Origin of the sequence: Bacillus sp. BP-3 (assembly GCF_028401955.1) — a bacterium.
GTDB lineage: Bacteria > Bacillota > Bacilli > Bacillales > Bacillaceae_G > Bacillus_A.
In genome coordinates this window covers 24,687-39,177 of the sequence record NZ_JAQOTJ010000007.1, presented here as the reverse complement: position 1 = coordinate 39,177, position 14,491 = coordinate 24,687, and the positions used below count along the sequence as shown (strand labels likewise).

The window sequence follows — 14,491 nt, the reverse complement described above, 5'->3', positions numbered from 1 at the left end:
TGTTTTATTTTTGTAAGATTCTAATAATTAAAAATATTTAACTGGCTTTTAACTGTTGTTTTAATTTTTTAGTTGTAGTCTTAAATGAGAAAGAAAGATTATATAACGGCATTGCCAAAGCAGTTGTAATAATAGCCATCCAAACCAGCAAAGAAAATAACTCTTGGGGAATAATCCCATAAGCAAGTCCCACATTTAAAACAATCAACTCCATTAATCCTCTTGCATTCATAAGGGAACCGATGGCAGAAGATTCCCTCCATCCAAATCCCATCCTTTTCATTACAAAAAGACAACCTGCATATTTACTAGCAACAGCAATTAATAAAATAGCAAGAAAGGCAATGAAAAGAGAGTAATTTAAAGTTGAGAAACTTGTATTAATCCCAGAATAAGTAAAGAAAATAGGGACTAAAAATACTACAACTATATCCTCTAATTTCGAACGAAGTTCACTTTGAAATTTTTGGTTTTTTGGCATAACAACCCCTAACATAAAACCACCAAATACTGAATATACACCAATGTAATCCGTTATAGCCGCAGCACTCAATACAAGAACAAGAATGATTCCTATATTACCTTGCGATAAAGTCCCCCTTTCTTCAACTAGCTTCCCTAATTTATTTACTAATGGCTTTACAATGGTTAGCAATACTAACATAAAAACTACTGCTCCTCCTGCAGCAATCAGACCACCTCTAACCGAGTCAGTTGTTACTAGAGCCGTTACAATAGCCAGTGCGATCCAACCAAATGCATCGATAATGCTAGCCGCTAGCAGGGTAATGTTAGCAATTTTAGAATTCATAAGTTTTCTCTCTTGAAAAATTCTGGCTAACATTGGGAAAGCAGTCATAGAAATAGCAATCGCAATAAACAAACTGAAATGTATCCAATTACCTCCTTTTGAGAATTGACCGTGTAATAGTAGTGCCAAGAAAATACCAGACACAAAAGGTGTGATAAATCCCGCTGATGCTAAAGCAACTGAACTTTTATAAAAACGCTTATCAAACTCTCCAAAATTAAGTTCTGCACCAACCAAAAACATGTAAAGAGCTAAACCCAGATTACTAAGCATATACAATATCATTTTGATATCGGCTGAAAATAGAATTGCATGTAAATCTGGGGCAAGAGCTCCAAACAAAGTTGGACCTAATAGAACCCCTGCTATCATCTCCCCTAAAACACGCGGCTGACCAATACGCAAACATAAGTATCCTACAAATCGAGATACTGCAATAATTATTACTAGTACAAAAAGTAGTGTTACAAACAAGTGCAAATCTTTCATATAACATACGCCCCCTTCTTTTTAACCTAACAAAATTGTAATATTTCTCAACTTTTTAGACATCCGTATAAAGCGCAATAAATTAGGGATTATATTGACTCCTTTATTTATTTCAAATACGTTAAGGGAAGACAAACTACAAGGAGAGGTAAAATGAGTATACTAAAACATTGTTTAAAACATGTTCCACCTTTATCTAAATCCAATATTCACTTATGGCTATTAGAATTAGATAGTTCTGCCTATCTACTAAAAAGTATCCTCTCAGAAGATGAAAAACAGAGGGCACATCAATTTCTGGATCAAAAGTCCAAAGAAACTTTTATCGCTTGTCGCGGAATTTTACGCCTTTTATTAAGTTCCTACCTTAGACTAAACCCGCAAGACATTGAGCTACACTATAATTCATATGGCAAGCCGTTCGTACCTCCCTTACAAAATCAGCAAGACATACAATTTAATCTCTCACACTCTCAAGATATTGCAGCTTTTTCTTTCTCTCAATACCAAACTATTGGTGTTGATATTGAGAATATAAATCCTACACTCGATCCTAACGAACTTAGCTCCCTCATTATGACTGATCTAGAGTTAGAAGATTTCCATAAGTTCCATCAATCAGAAAAACTTTACGCATTTTATCATCTTTGGACTCAAAAAGAAGCTATTTTAAAAGCGCAGGGAACTGGATTTCAAAAGCCACCAAATAGTATCCCAGGATATCTAACACCAAATATTCATTTGAAAAATGTTCAGATTGAAGATTGGACACTCAATAGTTTTACCGTTAAGGATGATTACTCCGCCTGTATTTGCACAAAGGACATAATAAACGTTCATACTATTTATCTTCCATCTATAATATCCCTACATTCAGCTATGCAAAAAAATAAACCAAATTTTTCTAAATATTAATTTGACATATTATTCCCAGTTAATATATACTCAGTATACACTTACTATATACCGAGTATATATTAACTAGGAGGTACTCTATGATTAAAGTTCAGAATATAAATAAAACTTATTTTCTTGGGGAATCACCCTTTCATGTACTACATAATATTGATTTAGAAATCGCTAAAGGAGAGTTTGTAGCAATAATGGGGCCATCTGGTTCTGGAAAAAGCACATTGCTGAATTTAATTGGAGGTCTTGATACATCTGATGAGGGAGATATTTTTGTTGATGAGAATGCCTTAAATCGATTAAATGAAAAACAACGTACATTATTCAGAAGAAAGAACATCGGTTTCATTTTCCAAAATTATCAACTATTACCGAATATGACTGTTACAGAAAATATTTCTTTTCCTATGCAGGCTGAACGGATAGCGAAAAATTCTATAAACGAAAAAATTTCCCACCTTATTCAAGCCGTAAAACTTGAAGGAAAAGAAAACAACTTTCCCTCTCAGCTAAGTGGTGGCCAACAACAACGTGTATCAATTGCAAGGGCACTCTCAATGAATCCAAAATTAATCTTAGCTGATGAACCAACTGGAAATTTAGACCGAAAAACTGGAACTGAAGTATTACGATTATTATCCTCTCTACATCGCAACGAAGGATTAACCATCGTTATGGTTACTCACGATATATTAGCTGCAAGTTATGCTGATCGTATCATTCTACTTAAAGATGGGATTATTGAGTCTGATATAACAATGGAGGGGGATACTGATGATGTTATGGCGAGTGTCTTGGCGAAACTTAACACGTAAAAAGCTACGAGCTCTTATCACAATTATGGCGATTATTATTGGGGTTTCCACCATGTTTGCAGTAATTAGTACCGTAGAAACAGCTAAAGGATTAACAAATAAACGCTTACAACTCTATACAGGAAATGCGGATTACGTCATTTCTTCTAGTAATCACTTATTTTCCAAAGACATATTAAATATTGCAGAAAAAGAAAAAGGAATACAAAGCGCAACTGCTGTACTCCATAAACAATCAAGTTTTAACCTAAAAGAGGAACGGGGCTTTACTCACACAAGAATTCGTATTACAGGACTCTCTTCCTTTCAAAATGAGTTACTTTCCCTTAAAGTACTCAAAGGTAACCTAACTAATGAAGGAATTATCATTCCAATTAGAACAGCCGGAATTTGGAAGTTAGATGTAAAAGATACCATTACGCTAAACCTCCCTTCTGGAAAAAAGACAGTTCCAATTGCTGCTATTGTTGAAAACACTCCACTATTAGAAGGGCCAAATAGTTGGGAGGAAGCAAGTGATAAGAGTTGGAGAGCACTAGCCTCATTGGCTACTGTACAGTCATGGTTTCATCTTCCTGATGAAGTACAAGAGGTACGACTAAAATTCCAATCCGAAGTAGATGCTCAATCGGTTGTAACATCTTTAAAATCTAACATTTCCGACCCTTTTGTATCAGTACAGGAGGTTGTTCTAGATGAAAAACAAACAAATCAGTTGGACGACTTGTATTTTATGCTTTATGCCATTGGTGGATTGGCAATGTTTATTAGTACTTTTATCCTCTATAATACTTTGTATGTTAGTATCGTAGAGAGAAAAAGTGAAATTGCTATTATGAAAACAATTGGATACACCCCTTTCCAAATAAAACAATTCTTCCTTATGGAAGTAATTATACTGGCTAGTATTAGTCTGAGTTTTGGGATTCCTCTTGGATTTGGTTTGGCTAACATCTTACAGGGAACATTATTTAATTCATTTCAAGAAAATATGGTGTATACAATGCAATACAAATTTGCTTTACCTGCAACACTATGTCTAGGAATAGTTATACCTATTCTGGCCTCTATTATTCCAGTAACATATGCAAGTAAAGTTAATATAATTTCCACCTTAAAAAATGTACCTTCTGTCCAAACAGGAAATGGTAAACTACGTATTATCCTTGGAATTTTATCACTGGTCGGCGTTTTTATTAGTCACACCAGTTCTATATTATTCTTGTTTATAGGGGTTATGTTGTTGTTTCCTTTCTTAATGAAAATAATTACAACATTATTGAGTAAAAAAGATATTTTTGGTTACGAGGGGCGTATTGCAAGCAATAATACTTTACTTACCTTGAACCGATCATCTAACATGTCTGCCATCTTAGCTGTAGCTATCTGTTTAGGACTATTGGTTTCTTCTATTTTTACCTCACTAGAGAAGAATGTACATACAGATGTAACTCGTTCTTTTGGTGGAAATCTACAATTTTCAACTGAAACACCTATTGACGCCAAGCTAACACAAATCCAAAAGATAAACGGCGTAAAACAAGTTAGCGCTTATAAAGAAAAGGAAGTTATCTGGAAATCAGGAAAGGATACTCGTAACTTTACTATCATCAGTACAGATTTAAATTGGTATAAAAAGAATCCTTTATTTTATGATCCCAAACATAAAGAAAAAGAGTTATTAAAACAGCTAGACTTGAATTCAAATGGGATTTTATTAGGTAATTATGCATTTAAAGAATGGGGAGGAGCGATAGGGGATACTATCAGTATCTTACAAGATAATAATGAAATAAAAGAACTAAAGGTAGTTGGAAAAGTCAATGCTTCAATGTACGGTGGCTATACCGCTTTCATGGCACAAAAAAACTTTGACGCTCACTTTAATGGGGTAGAAGCTCACAAAGGACTTATACTAACTACCAATAATGCAAGCGAGAACATTGTCAAACAGAATATGCTACAAACATTTTACAATGACCTGTCTGAAATCCAAACTTTACATGAAGAAATTGAAAAACAAAAACGGGCTCTGCCAGGGGTAAAATCTTTATTTAACGGTTTACTTATTATTGCAATCATTGTTTCTGGGATTGGAATTTTAAATGCTTTAATTATCAATGTAATAGATCGCGTACGAGAAATCGCCATTATGAGAGCCGTTGCCTTCACAACTACTCAAGTATATAAAATGATTATATATGAAGGCCTTATTATAGGAATAAACGGTGTAGTTATCGGCGTCATCCTAGGGATCTTTACTATATACTTAAACACGTCATTTGCGTCAGATCCTTTGATTGAATTTTCCGTACCACTTCCTACCTTAGTAACTGCAATTATCTCTGGCATTCTCGTCAGCTGCCTGTCAGCTATCTTACCAGCTTACCAAGCAGCAAATTCTAAACTTGATAGAGCACTAAAAGAGGATTAATGGTGAATATATATGTCAGTAAAACATGCAATATTAACATTGTTGTCTCAATCTCCACGACATCGTTATGATTTAAAGATTTCTTTCGAAACAATGGTTTATAAACAATGGGAACTAAATGCTGGGCAAATCTATACGACTATAGATCGACTAATTAGGGATAAATTTGTAGAAGAAATAAACGAAGGAAATGAATCAGATTTAAAAATTTATAAAATTACTAAAAATGGGCAAGAGGAACTTCACAATTGGCTCCTCCATCCTGTAGAAACTTCAATTCTGAAAGATGAATTTCACTTTAAGTTATTATGTGCAAAAAAACTACAATACTCTCAACTATCAAACATGATTAAACAACAAAAAGAATCAATTATAAAAACCATATTACAACTTCAAAGATTACGAATCCATATTGATTCTACGGAGGAAAATGAAGGAATGCTATTCCTAATTGAAGGGAAGCTCCTTCATTTAGAAGCCGATCTTAAATGGTTAGATATGTTACAGGAGTATTAAGGGGGATTAAAAATGAACTTTATTTTAGAAAACAAATGGATGTTTCTCATTATCGCTGAATCCGTATTCTGGGTTTCTGTTATAAGCTTCTTATTATTACGGTATTGGTTTGAATTTAAGAAATTAAGTATAACATTCTTTATACTGTTCATTGTAAATGATCTATGGATTGCTACTATGGGATTCTTTGACTACTTACAAACAGGAAAATTTTCAAATTATCAAGTCGTTATTGTAGTAATCATTGTGTATGCTCTTACAAATGGAAAATCTGATTTTAGAAGGCTCGATGCTTTTATGCAAAGAAAAGTTGCAGCATGGAAAGGAAAACCTATACCTGATATTAAAAGCATTAAAAAATTATCCGGAAAAGAACACGCAAGAAATGAAAGAAAGCATTTTTTTGTCCATTTCCTTATTTATATAATAGCTCATATTATACTAATATCATTATTCGGCCTCTCTGACCAGCTTAGTGATCTCAATAATATAGGAAATACACTAACTCAGTGGTTTGAAGAAAAACAGCCACACTTTCCATCTAACAACATTGCTTTTAATAATTTAAGTAGAATTTGGTCACTCATACTAGCTGTAGATGCAGTAATTTCTCTATCCTATACATTCTTTCCTAAAGAGGACACATCTAAAAATACTTCTTATTAAATTATATAAAGCTTGTACATCAAAAATAATCATCATTTAGGATTGTTACATTAATAAAAATGTAGTACTACAATCTAACTATTGGTATCCGCCTCTTTAGGTAGACAGTAAAAAAAGTCCATCTGGTATGACGGACTCAGTACTGTTTATCTGAAGGGGATTTTTTTATAGTGAAACAAGGACAATCAAACAATCCAGAAACATATTATATTTTATAATCAAGAGCGATTCCGTGAAAAACTTCATGGCCTTTCTTCGATAGAACATAGGAAAAGGACCGTGGTATAAAATTCTTTTTAGAATGTCTACTTGGAAGGGATATGCCCATGTAATACTCCCCTTTTTAGATAAACAATAAGACGACACTCTGTTCCACAAAACAGCCTTATCTGAAGGAAGAGATTAAAACAAAAAGAATATTCACTATTTTCACAGTGGGATATTTCCATGTTTCTTCATTGACTTTTCTTCTTTTTTCGTTCGTAACATATCAAGTGCCTGTATCAACTTTATACGTGTTTCCCTCGGATCTATAATATCATCAACAATCCCATGTTTAGCAGCAATATACGGATTTGCGAATTTACCACAGTATTCATTAATAAGCTCTCTATGCTTCTCCTCAGGTTTATCACTCTTTTGAATATCGTTTGAAAAAATAATATTCACTGCCCCTTGTGGTCCCATAACTGCAATTTCTGCATTTGGCCATGCATACACAACATCTGCTCCAATAGCTTTACTATTCAATGCAACATATGCTCCTCCATAAGCCTTTCTCAAAATCACTGTAATTTTTGGTACTGTTGCTTCAGAATATGCATACAAAATTTTAGCACCGTGACGAATAATACCACTATGTTCTTGCTTTACCCCGGGAAAAAAACCTGTTACATCTTCAAATGTAACCACTGGAATTTGAAAAGAATCACAAAAACGAATAAAGCGAGCTGCTTTATCAGATGAATCAATATCTAAGCTACCGGCCAATGTCTTCGGCTGATTACAAACTAGGCCAACCACTTCTCCTTTTATACGTGCAAATCCTATTACAATATTTTTCGCAAAACTTTTTTGCACTTCAAAAAAAGAAGGAAAATCAACTACTTGTTCAATAACACGACGGATATCATAAGGGCGCTGTGTATCATTTGGAACAATATCTGGTAAGTCCATACGATAATCTTCCCCTGGTTCTTCTTTTATCATAGGTGGTTTCTCTTGATAATTTTGCGGTAAGTAAGAAAGAAGTGTACGGACAAGGGACAACGCTTCTACTTCATCGATCGCTGCAAAATGTGCATTTCCACTTATCTTATTATGAACCATCGCCCCACCTAAATTTTCAGGCGAAATTCTTTCTCCTGTTACTGCCTCAATTACTTTTGGGCCAGTAATAAACATTTGACTCTTTTCTTCAACCATAATAACAAAATCGGTAATAGCTGGAGAGTATACAGCTCCTCCTGCACATGGTCCTAAAATTACTGATATTTGAGGGACAATTCCTGAATATTTTACATTCCTATGAAAAATCTGACCATATCCATCTAGGGATAATACACCCTCTTGAATACGTGCACCGCCTGAGTCATTTAACCCAACAATAGGAACACCATTTTTAGCTGCCAAATCCATAATATTCGAAATCTTCTTCGCGTGCATTTCTCCAAGTGCACCACCGAATACGGTAAAGTCTTGCGAAAAAAGATAAATTGGGCGACCATTCACCTTTCCATATCCTGTGACAACACCATCACCAGGGCCAATTTTTTTATCTAATCCGAAATCTGTACACCGATGCTCAATAAAAGGTTGTAACTCTACAAATGTATCATTATCTAGCAACAATTCAATACGTTCTCTAGCTGTCAACTTCCCCTTTTGATGTTGCTTGAAAATTCGTTCGTCACCACCTCCAATTCTAATATCGCTCTTTTTATCATATAATTCATTAATTTTTTCGTAAATGTCAATCATATTCTCCCCCCTTTATCGCATAGCTCATATAATGTACCGTGGCTTGACTTAGGATGAACAAAAGCAATTCGCGCACCTTTTGCCCCTATTTGAGGTACTTCATCAATCATCCGTACCCCATACTCTTTCATATGTTGAATCCTCTCCTCAATTGATGTTGTTCCTAATGCTATATGATGTATGCCCTCCCCATTCTTCTGTATAAAACGTGCAATTGAACTTTCTTGACTTAACGGCTCCAATAACTCTAATTTACTCTCACCAATAGCTAAAAAAGCTACTTTTACTTGTTGTAATTCTACCTCTTCTATCCCTAACAGTTTTAGCTTTAATACATCTATATAAAATGGTAATGCCCGCTCTAAAGAATGTACTGCAATTCCAATGTGTTCAATCTTTTTAATCATTTCCTATCCTCCTTACAAAATGCATATCTCAAACCGTATTTCTCTTATCTTTTCTCACAGTTCATTCCATCAAAAATTTCTATATTATACCCCTGCCATATCTCTTATTTCTGACTACAATTCAACTACATAACTGACTATAAATAAGCAGGGTTCCAAACATTGCTGTTTCAACTTTAGAATTTAATAACTTGTATCATAGAAAAACTTAATCAATATGACGTATTCCTTGACGTAAAGAATAGAAAACAATAGATAAGACAAACAAAGAAATACCACTCCAAAATATAATATTTGAAATCCCAATATTATACATAATAAGCACTGATGTGAGTCCATAAGAAAGTGGTGTTAACCCCATAGATGCCAAGGTGAGTAAACTCATAATTCTTCCCAAATACTGCTTCTTCGTATAACTTTGAATAATACCAATTACTGGAATTATTATCATCTGTGTAAATGTTCCCACTAAAAATAACATGATTATGCTATACCAAAGCTTCGTTGATTTACTAAATATTATGAAACTTATTGATAAACACATAAGAAGTATAAGAATTAATGTTCCTTTTTGTTTCTTTACATTGAGTAATACCATAATAATAGACCCAATAAATAGGCCAATTGATAAACTCCCTTCCAAGAAACTGTAGTCAAACGCTTCCCCGTTTAATACTGTATCTACAAAAATAGGCAATCCCATAAAAAGTGGTCCAACAATAAGAAAGTTTACCAAAATAGAAATTAATACAAGCGATAATAAAACATTAGATTGACGTAAATATTTGATACCCTCTCGCATTTCTGTTCCAATCTTGACTCTCTGCACACTTTTCTCTTGGTCATGTTGAATATTAGTAATAGCAACCATAATTGTACTTATTAGTAACATACTAGAAACAAAAGCAAATGCTATAATATAACTGAATTTCCCTATTAATATCCCACCAATTACAGGTCCTGCAATTACTGTAAGCTGATTTGTTGTATAGATAATAGAGCTTGCTCTTGAAAGCTGGGATGCTCCGACTATTAAAGGTATAACTGAATCCCTAGCAGGATAAAAAAATGCATTAAGAATCCCAAACAAAAAAGCATAAGTAATAAAGATAATAAGAGGAACCCTTGTAAATAAGATAAATACTAACACTATCGAACCTACAAGAATCGTTCTTATAAAATCTGACCATAACATAATTTTTGACTTATTCCAGTGATCAGCAAGAACTCCCCCTACAAACAAAAATAACATTTGCGGAATACTTGAACCGATCATTACCCAACCTACAGCTGCTCCTAAATTTAAAAATTTCACTATATACCATGTTTGCGTAAAAAGAAATATTGAAGCACCTAAACTGGAAAATCCAGTCGCCATTACTATTAAAAGAAAGGATTTATTTCTAAATAGTTTTGGTGAATACTCCTTATACTCAGCTATCCCTTCCATAATGCCCCCTCTTCTTTCTTATTTCATAAATTACCTTTGTCTAATTAAAAAACAAAATATACTTAAAGGTCTTATTTATCTCTTACTTATAAAAAAGAAGGGCTTAGCATATCTTCGCTAAGCACCAATTTTTAATTCTTGTCTATCCTTACGCTTTTTAGCCCATCTATGTTTTAGCTTCATTAAACCTTCGTATACAACAGGCACAATAATTAATGTTAATAATGTCGAAGAGGTCAATCCACCAATTACAGTGACTCCTAATCCCTTTGAAATAAGCCCGCTTCCATCTGAAGTTTCTGCAAATAATAATGGAGATAGTGCCCCAATCGTAGCAATGGCAGTCATAAGAATAGGTCTCAACCTAGTTACTCCCGCTTCAAGGATTGACTCTCTTAATAAAATCCCTTTTTGTTCATTTGTAATTGCTCTATCTATTAGAACAACAGCATTTGTTACGACAATACCAATCAGCATAAGTGCACCAATCATTACAGATACACTAATTGGTTCATTTGTAATTAGCAAACCTAATAAACTTCCGATTAAAGCATATGGTAAAGAGAATAATATAGCTAACGGAGCTAATCCTCCTCCAAAAGTAACAACTAAAACAAAATATACTATTACAATTGCACTAACCATTGCAATTCCTAGCTGTGTAAAAGATTCATCAATTTGTTCTGTTACTCCACCAACATTAATTTGTACTCCAGACGGCACTGAGAGTTCATCAATTTGTTTTTGAATATTCTCCGTAACTTTTCCAGCATCCTTATCGGTTATCTCTGCTGATATTTTTGTATATATGTCTCCATTTCGCTTAGTAATGAAGGCCGGTACATCACTCTCCGCTTTTTGCAAAACTTCTCCTAATTCTATCTTTTGATTTGAATTTGTAGTAACTTGTTGCTTACTAAGTTCTTCTTGATGTACTATAGCATCTCTTTCCACAGTCCTTATCGGTATTTCCTGTCCATCAATTTTTAAATTACCAATTTTCTCTTCCTTAGCGGAACCCAATTTGTTATATATTTGCGTTGGCTGAATTCCTAAGGTAACCAATTTTTCTGTATTTAATGTAAAGTTCACCTGTCTTAAAGAGTCTGATAAATCTAACTTGACATTTGTGACCTTCTCATTATCCTCCAGAGTTTTCTTAACAGAATCTGCAACTGGTCGAATTTCGTCAATCGTTTTTCCGTAAACAAAAATGTCTACTTTACCATTACTATTTCCTGAACTATTGAATCCCCATTCGCCCATTCCTAACTTTTGAAGATCGTTAAAAATAGATTTCTGCTCTTTGCTTAAATCTTTTAAGCCATCTTTATAAGTAATAAAAAATAGCACTTGTTTCTTATCAGCTGGGTTTAGCGGATTACCTTCCCCATAAGATGACTGTACCATCTTTATGTGATCTCGTTTAAGTAGATATTCTTCCGCCTTTTTAACGTCACCCTTAATTGTATCCTCTGTAGCACCAGGCAACGGATTATAGGTTGCTAATATCATTTTATTCTCACTGGAACCAATAAAACTGACTCCAATAGATGGTATTAAGAATATACTTCCTATAAATAGTGCACTAGCTATACAGAAAGTAATTAATTTATGGTTTAAACTCCAATTCAATATCTTATAGTAGCTTGTAGCCACTCTATTTGAAGATACTTTCTTAACAACTTTGCCTTTCTTCTTAAGCATTAAATGCGCCATCATCGGAACAACAGTAATTGACACAATTAAAGAAGCTAATAAAGCACATACAATAGTAACTCCGAATGGCATAAATAGCTCTCCAACAGGTCCATCAATTAAACCTAATGGCAAGAACACCGCAATGGTTACAATAGTAGATGACATAATAGATGAAAACATCTCAGAAGTTGCTGCTTTTATTAAATTAATACCACTTAATTTTTCCTCCGCTAAGGTCATACGTCGATATATATTCTCTATAACTACAATAGAATCATCTATAACTCGTCCAATTGCCACCGTCATAGCTCCCAATGTCATTAGGTTTAATGTCATATCTAAATGGTTTAATATAATTAAAGAGATGACAAGCGATAACGGTATAGAAATAACCGCAATAATTGTAGATTTGATATCCCTTAAGAAAAGTAAAATAATTAGTATCGCAAAAGCTGCGCCCATTAATGTTTTATTTACCATCATCCCAACCGAGCCCTTAATCGGCTCTCCACTATCTAAGACAGAGACAAACTCTAATGAGTTATGCTTCTTTTGTAGCTTCTTCACTTTCTCTTTGACACCATCCACGACGTCTACCGTGTTACCATTACTACTTTGTAATATCCGGATGCTGATACCTTCCATTCCATTAGTCTTAGAAACAGATTGGGCTTTTTGAACAATTGTTACATCTGCGATATCTTTTAAAGAAACCGAAATGTCTCTTTCAACAGAGTTACTATTTTGTATTTTGAGATTGATAGGAATATGCAATTCTCTTATTTTTTCAAGGCTACCTTCAGCCCCATTAACTTTGATGACTTTTTCTTTTCCATCAAGTACTTGCATCCCTAAATTCACATCATTTTTAATGGTTTTCAAATATGTATTTACCTCTTTTACAGACAAACCATACTGATCCAATTTATCTTGCTTATACTTAATTTCTACTTCCTTATTTTGTTTCCCAAGGATTTCAACTTTAGAAACACCTTCTACCTCTTCAAATGCAGGCATTATCTCCTTTTCAGATAACTTACTTAAATCTTCCAATTTTTTCGTGCTATCAGTTAAAGATAATACAAATACAGGTAAATCATTGAAGTTAACTCTTGCTACTTCTGGAGCCGTAACTCCTTCAGGGAGTTTCACCCCAGACATAATTTCCTTAATTTCATTTTCTGCTTTTTCCATGTTGATCTTGAAATCATACTGAATTGCTATTGTGGAAGCACCTTCAAAGGAAGTTGAAGTAACATTTTTTACTCCCTCTAAGTTATGTACTTTTTTTTCAATTGGTTCTGTTACATCACTCATTACTGTCTCTGGTGATGCCCCAGGGTATACAGTTGTAATATTTACAACCGGCTCATTAATATTAGGAATTGTCTCTAGTTTCATAGAGAACCCCACGTATGTTCCAAATACAATAATAAAGCATGTTACAATCCAAATAGCAAGCTTGTTTTTAATTGAAAATCCAATGATTGATTTCATAAGTTTCCTCCATTCACATCATATTTTTTTACTATAGACTTGCATTTTGTCCTCCAAATCCAAAAGAATTACTCATTGCAACTTCAATACAACGCTTGAGATTCTCATCTCGAATAATACTTAGCACAACCCGATTGATCTGAATTTTCGGAATTTAAAACCCGGGGGATAATACCATGTTGGATAGACAAAATAGTAGATATAATCTCTACTATTCCTGAAGTGCCAAGCATATATCTTGTCATCGAATTAATAGGCACCCTCCTTCCATTGACTAAGCTACTCCAAAACTCTGCAACAGTATTTCCAATTGTAGTCACAACTCCGTATCCTGTGACAACTGCCCTTCGCTTCAATTTCCTGCTCCTCTCATGTAGCCTCTTTTCTATATCCATTGTAAGAAATAACTTTTAAGAAAACCCCAGTGTATCACGCATATTTTCCATTTATACTAAAATGTATAAAAACGGTAAACCAAGGAAAGGCATTATTGAAGAATACGAATTAACACCATCATCATTGAATCGGTGGATCAATCCAAATCATACGTTTGGCTCGTTTAAAAAGAAAGATAATGAGACCAGTTGAAAGCGTTGAGAAAACAAAACAACTTCTTATGGAAAATGATATTTTAAAGCAAGCAGCTCTGATACTAGGACGAAAGTACAAGTAGCAAAGAGTAACCTCCATAAATACTCAATATCAGCGATGTGCAATGTCCTACAATTATTAATGCAGAATAAAAAAGATAGACTCGATACAAAATCGAATCTATCTTAAAAAACCTAAATTTCTAACTAATTTGTAACTACTCAG

Annotated in this window: 11 protein-coding genes and 1 pseudogene; 7 read left to right on the top strand and 5 right to left on the bottom strand. The window is 33.9% G+C overall.

Annotated features, from left to right (window positions below; translation table 11 throughout):
* Window positions 1-37: 37 nt before the first annotated feature.
* A complete protein-coding gene (locus PLX19_RS12945) occupies window positions 38-1,300 on the bottom strand; it encodes a cation:proton antiporter domain-containing protein (RefSeq protein ID WP_272189053.1) in 1,263 nt (420 codons plus the stop codon).
* A 153-nt stretch (window positions 1,301-1,453) separates the two neighbouring features.
* Between PLX19_RS12945 and PLX19_RS12940 the strand changes: the two genes are divergently transcribed.
* The 6 genes from PLX19_RS12940 to PLX19_RS26030 all read left to right on the top strand — a co-directional run bounded on the left by PLX19_RS12940 (window position 1,454) and on the right by PLX19_RS26030 (window position 6,928).
* Window positions 1,454-2,215, top strand: a complete 762-nt coding sequence (locus PLX19_RS12940) for a 4'-phosphopantetheinyl transferase family protein (protein ID WP_272189052.1) — start codon at window positions 1,454-1,456, stop codon at window positions 2,213-2,215.
* Between the two features lie 80 nt (window positions 2,216-2,295).
* On the top strand, window positions 2,296-3,024 hold the full coding sequence (locus PLX19_RS12935) for an ABC transporter ATP-binding protein (RefSeq protein WP_272189051.1): 729 nt from the start codon (window positions 2,296-2,298) through the stop codon (window positions 3,022-3,024).
* Complete coding sequence (locus tag PLX19_RS12930; RefSeq protein ID WP_272189050.1) at window positions 2,984-5,458, top strand: ABC transporter permease; 2,475 nt, start codon at window positions 2,984-2,986, stop codon at window positions 5,456-5,458. The genes PLX19_RS12935 and PLX19_RS12930 overlap by 41 nt, the downstream gene beginning before the upstream one ends.
* A gap of 12 nt (window positions 5,459-5,470) precedes the next feature.
* Window positions 5,471-5,974, top strand: a complete 504-nt coding sequence (locus PLX19_RS12925) for a PadR family transcriptional regulator (protein WP_272189049.1) — start codon at window positions 5,471-5,473, stop codon at window positions 5,972-5,974.
* A gap of 12 nt (window positions 5,975-5,986) precedes the next feature.
* Window positions 5,987-6,640, top strand: coding sequence for a hypothetical protein (locus PLX19_RS12920; RefSeq protein WP_272189047.1), 654 nt, complete (start codon window positions 5,987-5,989; stop codon window positions 6,638-6,640).
* A gap of 192 nt (window positions 6,641-6,832) precedes the next feature.
* Window positions 6,833-6,928, top strand: a complete 96-nt coding sequence (locus PLX19_RS26030; RefSeq protein WP_442869050.1) for an IS3 family transposase — start codon at window positions 6,833-6,835, stop codon at window positions 6,926-6,928.
* A gap of 141 nt (window positions 6,929-7,069) precedes the next feature.
* Here PLX19_RS26030 and PLX19_RS12915 read toward each other — a convergent pair whose 3' ends face one another.
* The 4 genes from PLX19_RS12915 to PLX19_RS12900 all read right to left on the bottom strand — a co-directional run bounded on the left by PLX19_RS12915 (window position 7,070) and on the right by PLX19_RS12900 (window position 13,675).
* Window positions 7,070-8,620, bottom strand: coding sequence for an acyl-CoA carboxylase subunit beta (locus PLX19_RS12915; RefSeq protein WP_272189046.1), 1,551 nt, complete (start codon window positions 8,618-8,620; stop codon window positions 7,070-7,072).
* On the bottom strand, window positions 8,617-9,027 hold the full coding sequence (mce, locus tag PLX19_RS12910; RefSeq protein WP_272189045.1) for a methylmalonyl-CoA epimerase: 411 nt from the start codon (window positions 9,025-9,027) through the stop codon (window positions 8,617-8,619). The genes PLX19_RS12915 and mce overlap by 4 nt, the downstream gene beginning before the upstream one ends.
* 208 nt (window positions 9,028-9,235) lie before the next feature.
* The gene (locus PLX19_RS12905; RefSeq protein WP_272189044.1) at window positions 9,236-10,477 is read right to left on the bottom strand and encodes an MFS transporter; all 1,242 of its coding nucleotides are present in this window, start codon (window positions 10,475-10,477) and stop codon (window positions 9,236-9,238) included.
* A gap of 117 nt (window positions 10,478-10,594) precedes the next feature.
* Window positions 10,595-13,675 carry an efflux RND transporter permease subunit gene (locus PLX19_RS12900; RefSeq protein ID WP_272189043.1) on the bottom strand — a complete coding sequence of 1,027 codons (3,081 nt, stop codon included), beginning with the start codon at window positions 13,673-13,675 and terminating at the stop codon, window positions 10,595-10,597.
* A 456-nt stretch (window positions 13,676-14,131) separates the two neighbouring features.
* Between PLX19_RS12900 and PLX19_RS12895 the strand changes: the two are divergent.
* A pseudogene (locus PLX19_RS12895) lies at window positions 14,132-14,413 on the top strand (IS3 family transposase); the annotation flags it as partial.
* Window positions 14,414-14,491: the final 78 nt, after the last annotated feature.

What these genes read in the sequence shown, in the direction of transcription:
- PLX19_RS12935 (WP_272189051.1), top strand. Translation starts at nt 2,296, where the DNA reads ATGATTAAAGTTCAGAATATAAATAAAACTTATTTTCTTGGGGAATCA.
- PLX19_RS12905 (WP_272189044.1), bottom strand. Translation starts at nt 10,477, where the DNA reads ATGGAAGGGATAGCTGAGTATAAGGAGTATTCACCAAAACTATTTAGA.
- PLX19_RS12920 (WP_272189047.1), top strand. Translation starts at nt 5,987, where the DNA reads ATGAACTTTATTTTAGAAAACAAATGGATGTTTCTCATTATCGCTGAA.
- PLX19_RS12915 (WP_272189046.1), bottom strand. Translation starts at nt 8,620, where the DNA reads ATGATTGACATTTACGAAAAAATTAATGAATTATATGATAAAAAGAGC.
- mce (WP_272189045.1), bottom strand. Translation starts at nt 9,027, where the DNA reads ATGATTAAAAAGATTGAACACATTGGAATTGCAGTACATTCTTTAGAG.
- PLX19_RS12945 (WP_272189053.1), bottom strand. Translation starts at nt 1,300, where the DNA reads ATGAAAGATTTGCACTTGTTTGTAACACTACTTTTTGTACTAGTAATA.
- PLX19_RS12900 (WP_272189043.1), bottom strand. Translation starts at nt 13,675, where the DNA reads ATGAAATCAATCATTGGATTTTCAATTAAAAACAAGCTTGCTATTTGG.
- PLX19_RS12925 (WP_272189049.1), top strand. Translation starts at nt 5,471, where the DNA reads ATGTCAGTAAAACATGCAATATTAACATTGTTGTCTCAATCTCCACGA.
- PLX19_RS12940 (WP_272189052.1), top strand. Translation starts at nt 1,454, where the DNA reads ATGAGTATACTAAAACATTGTTTAAAACATGTTCCACCTTTATCTAAA.
- PLX19_RS12930 (WP_272189050.1), top strand. Translation starts at nt 2,984, where the DNA reads ATGATGTTATGGCGAGTGTCTTGGCGAAACTTAACACGTAAAAAGCTA.